General features: G+C 67.5%; 17 protein-coding genes. 8 read left to right on the top strand and 9 right to left on the bottom strand.

Annotated features, from left to right (window positions below):
- From A5711_RS07795 to A5711_RS07785, 3 genes are all read left to right on the top strand, one after another.
- Nucleotides 1-1,932, top strand: a 1,932-nt coding sequence (locus tag A5711_RS07795; protein ID WP_082953378.1) for a multifunctional oxoglutarate decarboxylase/oxoglutarate dehydrogenase thiamine pyrophosphate-binding subunit/dihydrolipoyllysine-residue succinyltransferase subunit, incomplete at its 5' end; no start/stop codon positions are given.
- Nucleotides 1,933-2,060: 128 nt separating this feature from the next.
- Nucleotides 2,061-2,888 (top strand): SDR family oxidoreductase, encoded by an 828-nt coding sequence (locus A5711_RS07790; protein ID WP_067945165.1) that lies wholly within the window; start codon nt 2,061-2,063, stop codon nt 2,886-2,888.
- A gap of 67 nt (nt 2,889-2,955) precedes the next feature.
- On the top strand, nt 2,956-3,807 hold the full coding sequence (locus A5711_RS07785; protein ID WP_067945163.1) for an SDR family oxidoreductase: 852 nt from the start codon (nt 2,956-2,958) through the stop codon (nt 3,805-3,807).
- 8 nt (nt 3,808-3,815) lie between these two features.
- Here A5711_RS07785 and A5711_RS07780 read toward each other — a convergent pair whose 3' ends face one another.
- The 3 genes from A5711_RS07780 to A5711_RS07770 form a co-directional block, all read right to left on the bottom strand.
- Nucleotides 3,816-4,682 (bottom strand): glycine betaine ABC transporter substrate-binding protein, encoded by an 867-nt coding sequence (locus A5711_RS07780; RefSeq protein WP_067945162.1) that lies wholly within the window; start codon nt 4,680-4,682, stop codon nt 3,816-3,818.
- On the bottom strand, nt 4,679-5,875 hold the full coding sequence (locus tag A5711_RS07775; protein ID WP_067945160.1) for an NADP-dependent malic enzyme: 1,197 nt from the start codon (nt 5,873-5,875) through the stop codon (nt 4,679-4,681). The genes A5711_RS07780 and A5711_RS07775 overlap by 4 nt, the downstream gene beginning before the upstream one ends.
- A 74-nt stretch (nt 5,876-5,949) precedes the next feature.
- Complete coding sequence (locus A5711_RS07770) at nt 5,950-6,939, bottom strand: malate dehydrogenase (RefSeq protein WP_067945158.1); 990 nt, start codon at nt 6,937-6,939, stop codon at nt 5,950-5,952.
- A 194-nt stretch (nt 6,940-7,133) separates the two neighbouring features.
- Between A5711_RS07770 and corA the strand changes: the two genes are divergently transcribed.
- Nucleotides 7,134-8,237 carry a magnesium/cobalt transporter CorA gene (gene corA, locus A5711_RS07765; RefSeq protein WP_067945167.1) on the top strand — a complete coding sequence of 368 codons (1,104 nt, stop codon included), beginning with the start codon at nt 7,134-7,136 and terminating at the stop codon, nt 8,235-8,237.
- A 3-nt stretch (nt 8,238-8,240) separates the two neighbouring features.
- Here the strand turns inward: corA and A5711_RS07760 are convergent, their stop codons facing one another.
- From A5711_RS07760 to A5711_RS07735, 6 genes are read right to left on the bottom strand one after another with little or no spacing between them, the layout of a single operon-like run.
- Nucleotides 8,241-8,834: a suppressor of fused domain protein gene (locus tag A5711_RS07760; RefSeq protein WP_067945156.1), complete on the bottom strand. Its 594-nt coding sequence runs from the start codon at nt 8,832-8,834 to the stop codon at nt 8,241-8,243.
- Nucleotides 8,831-10,009, bottom strand: a complete 1,179-nt coding sequence (locus tag A5711_RS07755) for an ABC transporter ATP-binding protein (protein ID WP_067945154.1) — start codon at nt 10,007-10,009, stop codon at nt 8,831-8,833. The genes A5711_RS07760 and A5711_RS07755 overlap by 4 nt, the downstream gene beginning before the upstream one ends.
- Nucleotides 10,010-10,013: 4 nt before the next feature.
- A complete protein-coding gene (locus A5711_RS07750) occupies nt 10,014-10,856 on the bottom strand; it encodes a carbohydrate ABC transporter permease (RefSeq protein WP_067945152.1) in 843 nt (280 codons plus the stop codon).
- Nucleotides 10,846-11,763 (bottom strand): carbohydrate ABC transporter permease, encoded by a 918-nt coding sequence (locus A5711_RS07745; protein ID WP_067945150.1) that lies wholly within the window; start codon nt 11,761-11,763, stop codon nt 10,846-10,848. Before A5711_RS07745 ends, A5711_RS07750 begins: the two co-directional genes overlap by 11 nt.
- Nucleotides 11,760-13,142 carry an extracellular solute-binding protein gene (locus A5711_RS07740; RefSeq protein WP_369806117.1) on the bottom strand — a complete coding sequence of 461 codons (1,383 nt, stop codon included), beginning with the start codon at nt 13,140-13,142 and terminating at the stop codon, nt 11,760-11,762. The genes A5711_RS07745 and A5711_RS07740 overlap by 4 nt, the downstream gene beginning before the upstream one ends.
- 55 nt (nt 13,143-13,197) lie before the next feature.
- Nucleotides 13,198-13,725 (bottom strand): general stress protein, encoded by a 528-nt coding sequence (locus tag A5711_RS07735; RefSeq protein ID WP_067945145.1) that lies wholly within the window; start codon nt 13,723-13,725, stop codon nt 13,198-13,200.
- Nucleotides 13,726-13,883: 158 nt separating this feature from the next.
- Between A5711_RS07735 and A5711_RS07730 the strand changes: the two genes are divergently transcribed.
- From A5711_RS07730 to A5711_RS07715, 4 genes are all read left to right on the top strand, one after another.
- Nucleotides 13,884-14,501 (top strand): DUF4190 domain-containing protein, encoded by a 618-nt coding sequence (locus A5711_RS07730; RefSeq protein WP_067945143.1) that lies wholly within the window; start codon nt 13,884-13,886, stop codon nt 14,499-14,501.
- Between the two features lie 69 nt (nt 14,502-14,570).
- A complete protein-coding gene (locus tag A5711_RS07725) occupies nt 14,571-15,878 on the top strand; it encodes a magnesium transporter MgtE N-terminal domain-containing protein (protein WP_067945141.1) in 1,308 nt (435 codons plus the stop codon).
- Complete coding sequence (locus A5711_RS07720; RefSeq protein WP_067945140.1) at nt 15,875-16,411, top strand: DUF1003 domain-containing protein; 537 nt, start codon at nt 15,875-15,877, stop codon at nt 16,409-16,411. Before A5711_RS07725 ends, A5711_RS07720 begins: the two co-directional genes overlap by 4 nt.
- A 111-nt stretch (nt 16,412-16,522) precedes the next feature.
- A partial coding sequence (locus A5711_RS07715) for a lytic murein transglycosylase (protein WP_197520756.1) occupies nt 16,523-17,225 on the top strand: 703 nt, incomplete at its 3' end.

Below are 17,225 nucleotides of genomic sequence, written 5' to 3'. Positions count from 1 at the left end.
CTGCAGATGTTCGGCGACAACGACATTCAGGTCTCGTTGACCGCGAACCCCTCGCACCTGGAGGCCGTCGACCCGGTGCTCGAGGGCCTGGTCCGGGCCAAGCAGGACCTGCTGAATCGCGGCGCCCACGACGACGGTGACGAGAAGGCCTTCTCGGTGGTGCCGATGATGCTGCACGGCGACGCCGCCTTCGCGGGCCAGGGCATCGTCGCCGAGACGCTCAACATGGCGGACCTGCCCGGTTACCGGGTCGGCGGCACCATCCACATCATCGTGAACAACCAGATCGGCTTCACCACCGCGCCGGAGTATTCGCGATCCAGCGAATACTGCACCGACGTCGCCAAGATGATCGGGGCACCGATCTTCCACGTCAACGGCGACGACCCGGAAGCCTGCGTATGGGTGGCGCAGCTGGCCGTGGACTTCCGGCAGAAGTTCAAGAAGGACGTCATCATCGACATGCTGTGCTACCGTAGGCGCGGCCACAACGAAGGCGACGACCCGTCGATGACCAACCCCGCCATGTACGACGTCGTCGACACCAAGCGTGGCGTTCGCAAGAGCTACACCGAAGCCCTGATCGGTCGCGGCGACATCTCGCTGAAGGAGGCCGAGGACGCGCTGCGCGACTATCAGGGCCAGCTGGAACGGGTGTTCAACGAAGTTCGGGACCTGGAGAAGCACGGCGTCCAGCCGAGCTCATCCGTCGAGGCCGACCAGATGCTTCCCGCGGGCCTGTCGACCGCGGTGGATAAGGCGTTGCTGTCGCGCATCGGCGACGCGTTCCTCGCGCTGCCGGAGGGCTTCAGCGCGCACCCGCGGGTACAGCCGGTGCTGGAAAAGCGCCGGGAGATGGCCTACGAGGGCAAGATCGACTGGGCCTTCGGCGAGCTGCTGGCGCTGGGTTCGCTGGTGGCCGAGGGCAAGCTGGTGCGGCTGTCCGGCCAGGACACCCGGCGCGGGACCTTCTCCCAGCGGCATTCCGTGATCATCGACCGCAATACCGGCGAAGAGTTCACCCCGCTGCAACTGCTGGCGACGAACACCGACGGGACGCCCACCGGCGGCAAGTTCTTGGTCTACGACTCGCCGCTGTCGGAGTACGCCGCCGTCGGCTTCGAATACGGCTACACCGTGGGCAACCCGGACGCCCTGGTGCTGTGGGAGGCGCAGTTCGGCGACTTCGTCAACGGCGCGCAGTCGATCATCGACGAGTTCATCAGCTCCGGCGAGGCCAAGTGGGGTCAGCTGTCCAACGTGGTGTTGCTGCTGCCGCATGGCCACGAAGGCCAGGGCCCCGACCACACCTCCGGCCGCATCGAACGCTTCCTGCAGCTATGGGCGGAGGGTTCGATGACCATCGCGATGCCGTCGACGCCGTCGAACTATTTCCACCTGCTGCGCCGGCACGCCCTCGACGGAATCAAGCGGCCGCTGATCGTCTTCACACCGAAGTCGATGCTGCGCAATAAGGCCGCCGTCAGCGACGTCAGGGACTTCACCGAGATCAAGTTCCGCTCGGTGCTCGAAGAGCCGACCTACGAGGACGGCATCGGTGACCGCACCAAGGTCACCAGGATCCTGCTGACCAGCGGCAAGATCTACTACGAGCTGGTGGCGCGCAAGGCCAAGGACAACCGGGACGACGTCGCGATCGTGCGCATCGAGCAGCTCGCCCCGCTGCCCAAGCGCCGGCTCAACGAGACGCTCGACCGTTACCCCAGCGCCAACGAGTTCTTCTGGGTGCAAGAGGAGCCGGCCAACCAGGGCGCGTGGCCGCGGTTCGGCCTCGAGCTGCCCGAACTGCTGCCCGACAAGCTGACCGGGCTCAAGCGGATCTCGCGCCGGGCCATGTCGGCCCCGTCGTCGGGCTCGTCGAAGGTGCACGCGGTCGAACAGCAGGAGATCCTCGACACCGCGTTCCGCTAGCCCGGCGACGGCGGGGCGCGCTAAAGGAGCCGGGCAATCGAGCCGGGCCCGGGTTCCCACCCGCCGGTACGAGTGACCGCCGGTACCGGCTAGCCTCGACGCAAACGGGCCAACAAGAAAGGGTGCTCATGCAGGGGTTCGCCGGCAAGGTCGCGGTGGTGACGGGTGCGGGTTCGGGAATCGGGCGAGCACTGGCCGTTGAGTTGGCCCGCTCGGGCGCCAAGGTCGCGATCAGCGACGTCGACGTCGACGGCCTGGCCGAGACAGAGGCGCAGCTGAAGGCGATCGGCGCCGAAGTCAAGGCGGATCGGCTCGACGTGACCGAGCGCGAGGCGTTCCTGGCCTACGCCGACGCGGTCAAGGAGCACTTCGGCAAGGTCAACCAGGTTTACAACAACGCCGGCATCGCCTTCACCGGCGACGTCGAAGTCAGCCAGTTCAAGGACATCGAACGGGTGATGGACGTCGACTTCTGGGGCGTCGTCCACGGCACGAAGGCATTCCTGCCGCACCTGATCGCCTCCGGCGACGGCCACGTCATCAACGTCTCTAGCGTGTTCGGGCTGTTCTCGGTGCCCGGGCAGGCAGCCTACAACTCGGCCAAGTTCGCCGTCCGGGGATTCACCGAGGCGCTGCGACAGGAAATGGTGGCGGCCGGGCACCCCGTGGCGGTGACCACCGTGCACCCCGGCGGCATCAAGACCGCGATCGCCCGCAACGCCACCGCCGCCGAGGGACTCGACCAGGCCCAGCTGGCAAGTCTCTTCGACAAACGGCTCGCCAAGACCAGCCCGCAACGAGCCGCCCAGATCATCCTGGATGCCGTGCGCAAGAAGAAGGCCCGTGTGCTGGTCGGCACGGACGCCAAGGTGTTGGACGCCTTGGTGCGGTTGACCGGCTCCGGATATCAGCAGCTTTTTGGGCCCGTCATGGGCCGGTTGATGCCCAAGCACTGACGGGCGCCCCACCGGAGGCTGTCGGCACCGGATAACCTGACGCAGCACGCCAGCACGAGGAGTACGCATGCATGGGTTCGCCGGCAAGGTCGCCGCGGTGACGGGCGCGGGTTCGGGGATCGGCCAGGCGCTGGCCCTCGAACTGGGACGCGCCGGCGCCAAGCTCGCGATCAGCGACGTCGACCTCGAGGGCCTGGCCGACACCGAAGCGCAGTTGAAGGCGATCGGAACGGAAATCAAGACCGATCGCCTCGACGTGACCGAGCGCGAGGCGTTCCTGGCCTACGCGGACGCGGTCAAGGAGCACTTCGGCCAGGTCAACCAGGTCTACAACAACGCAGGCATCACCTTCGTCGGGTCCATCGAAGACAGCCGGTTCGAGGACATCGAACGGGTGATGGACGTCGACTACTGGGGCGTCGTGAACGGCACCAAGGCATTCCTCCCACACCTGATCGCCTCCGGCGACGGCCACGTCATCAACGTCTCGAGCGCGCTCGGCCTGTTCTCGGCTCCCGGCCAGGCGGCTTACGTTTCCGCCAAGTTCGCGGTACGTGGATTCAGCGAGGCGCTGCGACAGGAGATGGTGCGGGCCGGCCATCCGGTGCGGGTCACGACGGTGCACCCGGGCGGGGTCAAGACGGGGTTCGCCCGCAACGCCATCTTCGCCGACGGGCTAGACCAGGACGGCCTGGCCGAGAAGTTCGAGGAAGAGCAGGCCAAGACCACGCCCCAACGGGCGGCCCAGATCATCCTGGGCGCCGTGCAGAAGAACAAGGCCAGGGTGCTGGTCGGACCGGACGTGAAGGCTATGGACCTGGTGGTTCGGCTGACCGGATCGAGACCTGAGCGGCTGCTGGGCGGGCCGGTCATGGCACGCGTGCAGCAAGTGGTACACCAGCTCATGCCCAAGCGCTGACGCCCGCCTTAACGCCCCAGCGGGTGTTCCGCCAACCACCCGCCCGCGACCGCCTGCGGGTCGGCTCCGCCGGCCACCTGGCGGCGCATGTCGACCAGGGCCGCGGTGTCCAGCACGCCGGCGACCTCGTTGATCGCCAGCAGCTGTCGATCGCTCAGCGCGTTCCGGCGATACAGCGGCACCACGTTCTCGGCGCGGATCAGCGCGGGTTTGCCGTCGGCGAGCGCGACGAGGTCGGATGGGAGGCCGGGGTCGGCGGTGGTCGTCCACCCCGCGGTCAGCTGCCCGGCCCGAATCGCGCCGAACATCGTTGCCTCGTCGGGGAATTCGCGTGGAGCGGGAAGCCGGCAGGTGCCCACGCTCGAAGGGGCCCGACGCCCGGTGACGGCGCCCACGACCAGGCCGGCGCAGTGCTTCGGCAGCGTGCTCAAGTCGGCGCTGACATCGCTGCCGCCCCACACGTTGGCGGTGGCTCCCGTCACCAGCAGCACGGGCTTGTCTTCCGCGGCGGTCGCATAGTCGCCCGCGGCGACACCCTCGGGCAGCGCGGCCACCATCGCGCGGTAGACGTCGGCGTCGGACATCGCCACCGCGCCGGGCTGCAAACTCTCCAGCTTGCGGCCGGTCAGGGCCGGGACGACAGTGAACGTGCCCGAGTCCAGGCGCGCCATCGGATCGTCGGCGGTCTCGGCGCGCGCCGCGAAACCGTATGACCGCAGCGCGGCCACGTAGACGCCGGCCAGCAGGGTCGACTCGGAATCCGTCCCGGAGCCGACCACCAGTTCCGGACGGGCGCGGCGGTCGCCGGCATCCCCGCAGCCGGCCACGACGAGTATGGCGGCGAGCAGCGGCACCGCCAGCCAGCCGGTCCTCACCCCGCGATGTCTGCGGGGTCCGCGGCCAGTGCCACCGCCGTGGCGACCGCATCCCCCACGCGCAGGTCCAGCGGGCTCGGGACAATCCTGTCGAACGCCAGGTCGTCACTGACGACCGAGAAGATCGCCTCGGCCGCGGCCACCATCATCTTTTCGGTGATCCGCCGCGCCCCGACATCCAGCGCACCCCGAAACACGCCGGGGAAGGCCAGCACGTTGTTGATCTGGTTGGGGTAGTCGCTGCGGCCGGTGGCCACCACCGCGGCGTACTTGGCCGCGAGCTGCGGATGGATCTCCGGATCGGGATTGGACAGCGCGAAGACGATCGCATCGGGCGCCATCGTGGCGATCATCTCCTCGGGCACCACACCACCCGAAACCCCGAGGAACAGATCGGCGCCACGCAGCGCTTCCGCCATGCTGCCCGTGAGACCGTCGGGGTTCGTGCGTTGCGCCAGAACGCTCTTCACGCTGTTCATGTCGTCGCGCCCGGTGTGCAGAATCCCGCGCGAGTCCAGCACGGTGATGTCGGAAACACCCATCGCCAGAAGGAGATTCGTGCACGCGACACCCGCTGCCCCGGCACCGGAAACCACTACCCGCAGCGACGTCATGTCGCGACCGAGCAACTTGGTGGCACCCATCAGCGCGGCCAATGCGACGATCGCGGTCCCGTGCTGATCGTCGTGCATCACCGGGCAGTCCAGCGCCTCGATGACTCGCCTTTCGATCTCGAAACAGCGTGGTGCGGAGATGTCCTCGAGGTTGACCGCGCCGAACGTCGGGCGCAGTCGCACCAAGGTTTCGACGATCTCGTCGGGGTCCTTGGTGTCCAGCACGATCGGGATCGCGTTGAGCCCGCCGTATGCCTGGAACAGGGCGCACTTGCCCTCCATCACCGGCAGCGACGCCGCGGGCCCGATGTCACCCAGGCCCAGCACAGCGCTGCCGTCACTGACGACGGCGACCAGCCGGTTCGCCCACGTGTAACGGGCGGCCTGGGTGCGATCGGCGGCAATCGCGCGACTGACCTGCGCCACACCAGGGGTGTAGGCGATCGACAATGCCCGCTGGGTGTCCAGCGGGGCGGTCAGGCCTACGGAAAGCTTGCCGCCTACGTGTGCCTCGAAGATCTCCGCGTCGGTGATCGCCTGTTCGGCGCGCGTCTGTATCGATTCAATCAACTCGGACACGCGCCCCAGGGTACTGACTACCGATTAGTAGGCCTAATCTGCGCGGGGATGACCTTCGCGACGACCGGGTGGGGTCAGATCAGTCCCAGCTCGGTCACGGCGTTGCGCTCGTCGACCAGCTCGGCGGTGGTCTTGTCGATGCGGCTGCGGGAGAAGTCGTCGATCTCCAGCCCCTGGACGATCGACCAGTCGCCGTCCTTGGTGGTCACCGGGAACGACGACACGATGCCCTCCGGCACGCCGTAGGAGCCGTCGGAGTAGACCGCCATCGACACCCAGTCACCGTCCGGGCTGCCCAGCAGCCACGAACGCGCCGCGTCGATGGTCGCCGACGCGGCCGAGGCCGCCGAGGACGCGCCGCGCGCGTCGATGATCGCCGCGCCGCGCTTGGCCACGGTCGGGATGAAGTCGTTCTCGATCCAGTTCTGGTCGCCGACGACCTCGGCGGCGTTCTTGCCGCCGACCTCGGCGTGGAAGATGTCGGGGTACTGGGTGGCCGAGTGGTTGCCCCAGATGGTCATCTTCTTGATGTCGGTGACCTTCGCGCCGGTCTTCTTGGCCAGCTGCGAGATGGCCCGGTTGTGGTCCAGGCGGGTCAGCGCCGAGAACCGCTCCTTCGGGATGTCGGGCGCGTTGCTCAGCGCGATCAGCGCGTTGGTGTTGGCCGGGTTGCCGGTCACGCCGATGCGGACGTCGTCGGCGGCGACGGAGTTCAGCGCCTTGCCCTGGGCGGTGAAGATCGCGCCGTTGGCCTCCAGCAGGTCGCTGCGCTCCATGCCCGGGCCGCGCGGGCGGGCGCCGACCAGCAGGGCAAGGTTGACGCCGTCGAAGATCTTGTTCGCGTCCGCGCCGATCTCGACGCCGGACAGCAGCGGGAATGCGCAGTCGTCCAGCTCCATCACGACGCCCTCGAGCGCCTTGAGCGCCGGCTCGATCTCGAGCAGCCGCAGCTCGATCGGTCGGTCGGGGCCCAGCAGTGCACCGCTCGCCAGGCGGAACAACAGGCTGTAGCCGATCTGGCCGGCGGCGCCGGTGACGGCGACCTTGAGGGGACTTGCGCTCACGTCGAAATGCTCCTTGTGGAGGTAGTCATGCAGATTCGGGTCTCGGCTCGAAACTAGCGCACCCCTCTCGGCCGCCAACCTCCGGTCCGATACCCGGCCCTATCCGCCGCGCCCGGATCGGCGCGCTTTGCGAGGCCAGGGCGCGTAGCATGAACCACCGCCCGGTCAGACCGAAGCAGCGATCGGAGGTGGATGTGTTCCAGGGTTTTGACGCATTGCCCGAAGCGCTTCGGCCGCTCGCCCACGAGCCGCGCCCGTCGCATCCCGATCCCCAGCCCCACTCGCCCAACGAGACGCTGGTCGACTGCGCCGTCTACGCCGATGGCCACCGGCTGCCCGGGAAATTCAGCTACGTCGCGGCCCGCGACAAAGTGCGCCAGATCGAAATGCTCGGACAAGACGCCTTCGTCTGGGTCGGTCTGCGCGAGCCCGACCAAACCGAGATGCAGGAAGTCGCGGACCTTTTCGGCATGCATCCGCTCGCGGTGGAGGATGCCGTGTGCGCGCACCAGCGACCCAAACTGGAGCGCTATGACGACACGCTGTTCCTGGTGCTCAAGACGGTCAATTACGTTCCGCACGAATCGGTCGCGCAGGCCCGTCAAATCGTCGAGACCGGCGAGGTGATGGTTTTCGTCGGCAAGAGTTTCGTGGTCACCATCCGCCATGGCGAACACGGCGGGCTGTCCGAGGTGCGCAAGCGGATGGAGGCCGACCCCGAGCAATTGCGGCTGGGCCCTTACGCGGTGATGCACGCCATCGCGCATGAGGTGGTGAACCACTACCTCGATGTCAGTCACCTCATCGAATCCGACATCGACAGCATCGAGGAAGTGGCGTTCGCCCCGGGCCGCAAGATCGACGTCGAACCCATCTATCTGCTCAAGCGTGAGGTCGTCGAACTTCGCCGGTGCGTCAACCCGTTGTCCGGGGCGTTTCACCGAATCCAGATGGAGAACAAGGACCTCATCTCCAAAGAGGTGCGGCGCTACCTGCGCGACCTCGCCGACCACCACTCCGAGGCCGCGGACCACATCGCCAGTTACGACGACATGCTCAACTCGTTGATCCAGGCGGCGCTGGCGCGGGTCGGGATGCAGCAGAACAACGACATGCGCAAGATGGCGGCCTGGGCCGGCATCCTGGCGGTGCCCACCATGGTCGCCGCCATCTACGGCATGAACTTCCATTTCATGCCCGAATTGAATTGGACGTGGGGATACCCGGGAGTCATGGCCGCGATGACGTTGACCTGCCTGGTGCTGTACTTCCAGTTCCGGCGCAACAACTGGCTCTAGCCATCAACCAGGTTGTGCGGCAGGGCGATTCGGATTCAGCACGTCGACGCCGTCGTTCTGCCACGCCTGTCGCATGGCTTCGGGGCCCTTCAACCGCACCCAGGCCGCTTCGGTCGCGGTGATGGGGGTTGCCGCGAGGAACCGCACCGGGTCGCGGGGCGGTTCCAGCGGCAGGTCATCGATGCCGCTGGGACCCAACAACACCGCGGTGAACGGCACTCGCCCGCCGGGCCGCGCCCACAGCGGCGAGCCGAGATCGACCAACGCGTCGGCGGTCAGTACCAACCCCTCGACGGCCGGCGTCGCCGCCAACACCGCAAGGCTGCGCGCAATCCCGCTGACCTGCCCCGGGTTTCGCAGGCTCAACACGACTTCGGCGCGCGGGCCCCGCGTCTGGTCATCGATCATCTGGGTCGGGTCGGCCATCGGATAGCGAGAACATCCCAGCGACACGTAGTGCACCAGCCCGTCGCTCGCACGGAAGCGCAGTACCTCGATGGGTTCGGTGCCCAGGAAGGTCACGCTCGCCGAATCGGGCTCCGCGCCGGCGAAGTGGCGGCGCAGGTGGGCACGCACCTGGTCCAGGATCCGGCTCACTGCTCCCCAGCCGCCGCGATGGTCAGGTTCGCCCCGGTGCCTGCGTCGAAAACGGCGAGCTTCGCGGTATCGAACGCCAGCTCGAGAGACTGTCCCATTGCCGCTTTGGACTCCGCGGGAACCCTTGCGACGAATTGGTTTTCGTGTGCGTGCGCCGCGGCTGCCAGCTCGTCGAGCTGAGCCGAGTGCGCCGCCCACCCCGCGGTGGAGAAGTAGACGAACTTGTCGGCACCCAGCGACTCAACCAAGTCCACCTTCACCTCGAAGGTGAGCGCCCTGATGCGCTGGTACCCATCGATCAAAGCCGCGTCGTGCAGATGCTCGGGCCGCACCCCGACGATGACGCTCTCCGGCGCGGGGTGTCGCGCGATCACCTGTTGGACTTCCGGTGTCACCACCACTTCCCCGAACGGCAGCGTCAGCCCGGTCGGCGTCAACGTGGCCGGGAAGAAGTTCATGGCCGGCGAGCCGATGAACCCCGCGACGAACAGGTTGGCCGGATGTTCGTAGAGCTCGTCGGGGGTGCCGATCTGCTGGGCGACTCCGCCGCGCATCACCACCACCCGGTCTCCCAGCGTCATGGCCTCGGTCTGGTCGTGGGTGACGTAGACGGTCGTGGTGCCCAGCCGCTTCTGCAGCCGCGCGATCTCACCGCGCATCTGGACGCGCAGCTTGGCGTCCAGGTTGGACAGCGGCTCGTCCATCAAGAAGGCTTTGGGGTGGCGCACGATCGCCCGGCCCATCGCGACCCGCTGTCGCTGCCCGCCCGACAATTGGGAGGGCTTGCGGTCGAGCAGTTCAGTCAGGTCAAGGGTTTTGGCGGTCTCCTCTACCTTCTGGGCGATCTCGGCCTTCTTCATCTTGGCCAGCGTCAGCGGAAACGCGATGTTCTGCCGCACGGTCATGTGCGGGTACAGCGCGTACGACTGGAACACCATCGCGATGTCCCGATCCTTGGGCGCCTTCTCGTTCATGCGCTCACCACCGATGCGCAGCTCGCCCGACGAGATGTTCTCAAGGCCGGCAATCATATTGAGCGTTGTCGTCTTACCGCACCCCGACGGGCCGACCAGAATCAGGAACTCACCGTCGGCGATGGTGATGCTGAGGTCTTTTACGGGGGTGGCGCCGTCCGGGTAGCTCTTGGTGACATGGTCCAGCACAATCTCGGCCATCGAGCTATCCCTTCACAGCGCCGGAGGTCAACCCGGCGATGATTCTTCGTTGGAAGATTAGAACAAAAGCGATGATCGGGACCGTGATCACGACGGCACCGGCCGCGATCGATCCGGTCGGTTCCTCGAATTGCGAACTGCCACCGAAATTCGCGATGGCCACCGGCGCGGTGATCGCCGCCTTGGTGGCGGTCAGCGACAGCGCCAGCAGCAGGTCGTTCCACGCGAAGATGAACACCAGGATCGCCGCGGTGACCACCCCGGGCGCGGCCAGCGGGACGATCACCTTGCGGAACGCCTGGGCCGGTGTCGCGCCGTCCATTTTGGCCGCCTTCTCCAGATCCCACGGAATCTCCCGGAAATACGCCGACAGCGTGTAGATGGCAAGCGGCAGCGCGAATGTGATGTAGGGCAGGATCAGGCCGGGCCAGGTATCGAACAGTCCGACGAAACGTTCGATGTTGAACAGAGGCGTGACCAGCGAGATCGCCGGGAACATCGTGACCAGCAGGGTGGCGCCGATCAGCATCCGCTTGCCAGGGAAGTTGAGCCGGGCGATCGCGTAGGCCGCCATCGCGCCGAGCCCCACAGCTATCGCGGTGGTGATCAACCCGATCCCGATTGAGTTGACCAGTGCCGAGCCGAACAAGTCGCCGCGGAAGATGCCGCGGTAGTTCTCGAGGGAGACCGACGACGGAATCAGCTTGCCGTCCTTGACACTTGACGTCGGCTTGAGCGAGAGGCTGAGGATCCACAACACCGGAACGAGTGCGTAGACCACCACCACGGTGTCTAGCAGGACCCAGCCGGCCCAGGCCCGCCCTGTGCTCGCTGTGTTACCGGCCATCGACGTCACCACCGGGAGCCGCCGCGCCGAACGCCTTGATGTAGACAAGCGCGATGATGCCCACACAGAGGAAGATCAGCACGCTGATCGCCGAGCCCAATCCGACGTTGAACCCCTTGAATAGATTGTCGTAACCAAGGATTGACACCGAGTCGGTGTTGTTGGCGCCGTCGGTCAGCACGTAGATGCTGTCGAAGATGCGGAACGCGTCCAGCGTCCGGAAGAGCAACGCGACCACCACCGCCGGCCTGATGATGGGCAGGGTGACGCGCATCAGCCGCCGCCACGGGCCGGCGCCGTCGACCTGGGCGGCCTTCAGCAAGTCCTCGGGCACCAGCGCCAGCCCGGCCAGCAGCAGCAGCGACATGAAGGGGGTCGTCTTCCAAACCTCGGCCAGGATGACGATGCCCAGCGACGGGATCTGGGCGGTCAGGGGTGCGCTGCCCTGCGGCAGAAGGTTGGCCAGATAGCCGGTTCCGGGCGTCCACGCGTAGTACCAGCTGTACGACGCGACCACGGTGACGATGCCGTACGGAATGAGCACCGCGGTGCGCACCAGGCCCCTGCCGACCAGCGTGCGGTGCATCACCAGTGCCAGCGCCAGGCCCAACACGAACTCGAGCGACACCGAAACCGCTGCTATTCCCAGGGTTACGGCCAGAGCGGTCCACCAATAGCGGTCGGTCAAGATCGTTTGGTAGTTGCTCAATCCGACGAACGCGGTGTCGTGGGGGGTGGCGAGGTTGTTGCGCTGCAGGCTCAGCCACACCGCGTAGCCGATCGGGTAGGCCGTCACCGCCAGCATCAGGATTGCCGCAGGCGCGACGAGCACAAAGGCAAGTCGCCGTTCCGGCAACTGGTTTCGGGCCCGAGGGCGCGGCGCGGCGGCGGTGGCGGTGGCGGTCACGGCAACAGCCCCTTGCCGTCGATGGCCTTCTGCGCCTGCGCGGTGAGTTCGTCGGCCGTTCGCTCCGGGTCGATTTCGGTGATCGGGCTCAGCGTCGCCGACAGCCGCAGCGACAGCGCCTGATACACCGGAGTCGCCGGCCGTACGGCGGCGTCGGTGAGCTGTTGGCGGATGATCGTGTACATCGGATATTTGGCCTGGAATTGTGGGTCGGAGTACAACGACGTTCGGACCGCCGGCAGGCCACCCGCCATCGAAACGTACTTCTGGCTCTGCAGGCTGCGCAGGCAGCGCACAGCTTCGAAGGCCTCCGCGCGGTGGCGGGTGGTACTCGCCACGGCGAGGTTCAACCCGCCGAGCGTCACCTTGGCCGGCCGGCCCGGCGCCACACCGGGATACGGCGCGAATCCGAAGACCCGCCGGCTGGCGTCGTAGGCGATGCGGAACTGCTCGTCGCTGGGCACGAACGTTCCGACGTCGTTGATGCTGCCCGCCAGGGCCGGGTCGCGGTTCAGCGGCAGGAAGGGGACGCCGCCCTTCACCGCGTTCTCCAGCATGGAGGCCAGCACATACGGCCAGTTGACTTCCAGTGCGGCCTTGCCCTGTTCGACCGCCAGGCGCGCCGTGCCTTCGTCGGTCCGGCTGATCGACGGGTCGGCCCCGGGGGCGGTACCGACGGACTTGAGGATGCGCAGCGCGTTGACGGTCGCGGCCCGGTGAGCGGGCGTGTCGGTCAGCGTGACCTGGCGGCCGTCCTCGGAGAGCACCTGACCGCCGCCAGTCACCAGCAGCGTGTTGAACCACACCACCAGGCCCTCATTCTCGTTCGCCTGCACGGCGATCCAGGCGGGCTGACCCGCGGCGTGCAACCGGGCGGCTTCGGCAACCATCGCGTCCCAATCCTGCGGCGGTTGTCTCACCAAATCGGGCCGGTACCAGAGTAATTCGGTGTTGGTGATGATGGGCTCGGCATAGAGTCTGTGTTTCCAGCGGGCGGTCGCCAGCGGGCCGGGCAGGGTGTCAGCGGCGGCGTCGGCTTCGGCCCGACCCTCGGGATCGTCTGACAGCGGCAGCGCCCAGCCCGCCTCGGCGAACTCCGCGGTCCACACCACGTCCAGTCCCATCACGTCCAGCCCGCGGTCGTGGGCGCTCAGCCGCCGCGCCAGCTGCACTCGCTGCTCCCCGGGACCCCGCGGCAGGCTCACGTGCTGAATGGCGAACCGTCCCCGCGATTGCCTGGTGCACTCCTGGGACACCGCCGTGAAGGTGGCCGAGTCGGTGGCCGGCGTGAAGAAGGTGATCACCAGCCCGTTGCCGGCGGACCCGCAGGCCGAAAGCGCCGCCATGGTGGTCACCGTCGCCAGCGCGATGACGCCCATCCGGCGCAGGCGCCCGGGACGTTTCACCACCGATTCACACCTCTCGCGCGCGGCCTCAAATCGCTAAGCGCGCCAACAGGTCCCGTGCCTTCTCCGCGTTCTGCGGATCGCAGAGCACGTCGTAACGGCCGGCCACCAACTGCATGGTCGAGCTGAAATCCCTTGTGCCACGGGCCATCGCGTACGGAACCGCGGAGGTGATCAAACCGAAGAACACACCGGCGACGAGGCCGGTGGCCAGCGCAGCCCACGGATTCGGGCTGAAGAATCCGAGCACCAGCCCGATGAACAGGCCCAGCCAGGCCCCGCTGAGCACACCGCCGCCGAGAACCTTGGGCCACGTCAGCCGGCCGGTCACTCGTTCGACCTGCATCAGGTCGACGCCGACGATGATCACCTGCTGCACGGGGAACTGCTGCTCGGACAGGTAGTCGACGGCGCGCTGCGCCTCGGCGTAGGTGGGATAGGAGCCGACCGGCCAGCCCTTGGGTGGGGTCGGTAGCGAGGGCACGCCGCGCCGAGCGGCCGCCGCGCCGGGGGGCGTGGCGCCGGGAACTTGACCGGGCTGGAAAGGACTAGTCATTGCTGCTCATTCTCCTCCGCCCCGGCCAAGCTCACATCTCGGGCCTTCATAGCCTATCCAGCGACGCGCACCAACTTGGAAAACAAGACGCCGGGGTCGGCGGGCCCGCGGCGATTCGCCGCCAATCCCCCACCTGGGCATCGACTAGGTTGAACAGCATGACAGCGCCCGGCGATGACTTCGGCGAACGCTCCCGCGATGACCAGGCCAAACCGACGTCCGCCGGCGGCGGGGCGCCGGAGCAGCCAGAGGCGCCGTGGGAGCCGCCCGCGTCGGCGGCACAGGAATATCCGCCCCCGGCCTACCCGCCGCCGGCGTATCCCACCGAGCAGCACCCTGGCTATGGGGCCCAGTACCCGCCGCCGCCATCCGGATACGGGCAGCCGCCGGGCTACGAGCAGCCGCTGGGCTACGGCGCGCCGCCGTACCAGCCGGTGCCTCCACAATTCGGTGGGCCGCCCGCCGGCTACGGGCCACCGTCTTATCCGGGCGGCTATTACCCCGCACCGGACTACCTGGGCGGCTACGGGCTGCCGAGCGGAATCAAGCCGGGCACGAACAAGCTCGCTATCGCGTCACTCATCTCGTCGTTCAGCGGCGTGTTCTGCTGCTGCCTCGGCTCGATCGCGGGCATCGTGATGGGGGCGGTCGCGCTCAATCAGATCAAGCGCACCCAGCAAGACGGCTACGGCCTGGCGGTCGCCGGCATCGTCATCGGCGTCGCAACCCTGCTGGTGGGCCTGATCTTCGCGATCTTCGCGATGCACTCGCGTTAGCACCCTGCCGTAGGCGGGCCAACACCGCCGCCATCTGCCCGACCGCCCGGCGCTGCCTAGGCTTTCCCCATGGCATCGGTCAACAGGGTGTACATCGCCCGGCTCTCGCGGATGTTGGTGCTGGGTCCACTCGGCGAGTCCTTCGGCCGGATCCGCGACGTGGTGATCAGCATCAGCATCGTGCGTCAGCAGCCCCGCGTGCTGGGGTTGGTCGTCGATCTGGCGACGCGGCGCAGCATCTTCATCCCGATGCTCCGGGTCACCGCGATCGAGCCCGAGGCCGTCACGCTCAACACCGGCAGCGTGTCGCTGCGCCACTTCGAACAGCGCCCGGGCGAGGTGCTGGCGATCGGACAGGTGCTCGACACCCAGGTCCGGGTCAGCGACCCCGCGCTGCCGGAGCTGGCCGGCCTCGACGTCGTCGTCACCGACTTGGGCATCGAACAAATCCGCACCCGCGACTGGATGGTGAGCCGCGTCGCGGTCCGCAGTCAGCGCCGGCTGGGCCGGCGCGGCCCCGTGCACGTCGTGGACTGGCAAAACGTGCAGGGCCTGACCCCTTCGGCGCTGTCGTTGCCGGGCCAGGGGGTGGCGCAGCTGCTGGACCAGTTCGAGGGCTGGAAGGCGGTGGACGTGGCCGACGCCATCCGCGGCCTGCCGCCCAAGCGGCGCTACGAGGTGTTCAAAGCGCTCGACGACGACCGGCTGGCGGATGTCCTGCAGGAACTGCCCGAGCTTGACCAGGCCGACGTGCTATCCGTACTGGGCACCGAACGCTCGGCCGACGTGCTCGAGGAGATGGATCCCGACGATGCCGCCGACCTGCTCGGCGTGCTGAATCCGACCGACGCCGAGATGCTCCTGACCCGGATGGATCCGGGCGATTCCGCCCCGGTGCGTCGGCTGCTGGCACATTCGCCCGACACCGCGGGCGGCCTGATGACGTCGGATCCGGTGGTGCTGACCCCCGACACGTCGGTCGCCGAGGCGCTGGCCCGGGTCCGCGACCCCGACCTCACCCCCGCCCTGTCGTCCATGGTTTTCGTGGTGCGCCCGCCGACCTCCACACCCACGGGTAGGTACCTGGGCTGTGTGCAGCTGCAGCGACTGCTGCGCGAACCACCGGCGGAGCTCGTCGGCGGGATAGTCGACAACGACCTGCTCACCCTGACGCCGGAGACGCCGCTGGGGGCCGTGACCCGCTATCTGGCCGCCTACAACCTGGTGTGCGGACCGGTCCTCGACGATCAGAACCACCTATTGGGCGCGGTGACGGTGGACGACCTCCTCGATCACCTGTTGCCACACGATTGGCGGGTCGATGTGCAGTCGCTCGACGTCAGCGGCCGGCTCGAAGAACTGGGAGGATCCGCGTGAGCACGTCCTCGACCCCGCGCCGGCTCTACACCCCGCGGACGTCGCGCAGGTACTCGCCTCGCCTCGACCCCGAAGCCGTCGGCCAGATCACCGAATCGATCGCGCGTTTTTTCGGCACCGGCCGCTACCTGCTGGTGCAGACCATCCTCGTGGTGGCGTGGATTGCGCTGAACCTGTTCGCGGTGGGGCTGCGGTGGGACCCCTACCCCTTCATTCTGCTCAACCTGGCTTTCTCCACGCAGGCCGCCTACGCCGCGCCGCTGATTCTGCTCGCCCAGAATCGTCAGGAGAATCGCGACCGAGTCGCGCTCGAGCAGGATCGCCATCGCGCGGCGCAGACGAAGGCCGACACCGAGTTTCTGGCCCGGGAACTCGCGGCGGTGCGCCTGGCCGTCGGTGAGGTCGTGACCCGCGAATATCTGCGTCACGAGCTCGAGGACCTACGCTCCCTGCTGGAGAATCTGGACACCGAATCCGAGGGCTCCGAGGCGGCGCCGGGCGGTGCCGGCGCGGACCGCAACCCTAAGAAATAGGGACGAGAACCAGTTCCGACCATTGCGCCACTCTGGTCACAAGAGTTATGTATGGTGATCTAGTTCACGGCTGAGAAGCAGTTGACCAGCTCACATACCTAGGACGGTCGAGTGCGCATAGGGGGACGCCGGGGTGCACACCCGGCCGCCGCGGCGGAGCGGCAACGAGCACTTCAGGTATCACGCACGCGCGCGTTCGGGGTCGCCACCATCACCCCGTTGATTTTTGCCGGAGCGGTGAGCGGAGGGGCGCCTTCACTCCCGGTAAAACTCCCGCCGGTGCACGCCAACATCACCCCGGTGGCTGCTGTCTCCCCGAGCATGCCCGACCTCTCGGGGCCGGCTGTCGTCCGCATCGACCGTTCCCCGACCGCTTTCCACGTCGCCGAACCCGCCTTGTCGGCACCACCGCCAGCGATGATCGTGAATGCGCCTGGGGCGCTTGGCATCCCGAGCATCGCGCTGGCGGCCTATCGCAGTGCCGAGCAAAAGATGGCGGTGGCCGCCCCGAACTGCGGCGTCAGCTGGAACTTGCTGGCGGGAATCGGACGCATCGAGTCGGGGCATGCGGGCGGTGGCGCGGTTGACGCGCGCGGCACTGCCGTCGTCCCGATCTACGGCCCCGCGCTGGACGGCACGCTGCCGGGCAACGAGGTCATCCTGCAGAGCAGCACCGGCAATCGGCCCACCTATGCCCGCGCGATGGGACCGATGCAATTCTTGCCGGGCACCTGGGCGCGATACGCATCCGACGGCAAGGGCGACGGCGTTGCCGATCCGCAGAACCTCTTCGACTCCACTCTGGCGGCGGCCC

This window comes from Mycobacterium sp. E2238 (assembly GCF_001672665.1).
GTDB lineage: Bacteria > Actinomycetota > Actinomycetes > Mycobacteriales > Mycobacteriaceae > Mycobacterium.
Note: the sequence above shows the minus strand (reverse complement) of the source record. Positions and strands in the feature narration are given on the sequence as shown.

Excerpts from the sequence above, each read along its gene's own strand:
- A5711_RS07750 (WP_067945152.1), bottom strand. The coding sequence starts at position 10,856 with ATGGCCGGTAACACAGCGAGCACAGGGCGGGCCTGGGCCGGCTGGGTC.
- A5711_RS07730 (WP_067945143.1), top strand. The coding sequence starts at position 13,884 with ATGACAGCGCCCGGCGATGACTTCGGCGAACGCTCCCGCGATGACCAG.
- A5711_RS07785 (WP_067945163.1), top strand. The coding sequence starts at position 2,956 with ATGCATGGGTTCGCCGGCAAGGTCGCCGCGGTGACGGGCGCGGGTTCG.
- A5711_RS07740 (WP_369806117.1), bottom strand. The coding sequence starts at position 13,142 with ATGGGCGTCATCGCGCTGGCGACGGTGACCACCATGGCGGCGCTTTCG.
- A5711_RS07725 (WP_067945141.1), top strand. The coding sequence starts at position 14,571 with ATGGCATCGGTCAACAGGGTGTACATCGCCCGGCTCTCGCGGATGTTG.
- A5711_RS07755 (WP_067945154.1), bottom strand. The coding sequence starts at position 10,009 with ATGGCCGAGATTGTGCTGGACCATGTCACCAAGAGCTACCCGGACGGC.
- A5711_RS07735 (WP_067945145.1), bottom strand. The coding sequence starts at position 13,725 with ATGACTAGTCCTTTCCAGCCCGGTCAAGTTCCCGGCGCCACGCCCCCC.
- A5711_RS07790 (WP_067945165.1), top strand. The coding sequence starts at position 2,061 with ATGCAGGGGTTCGCCGGCAAGGTCGCGGTGGTGACGGGTGCGGGTTCG.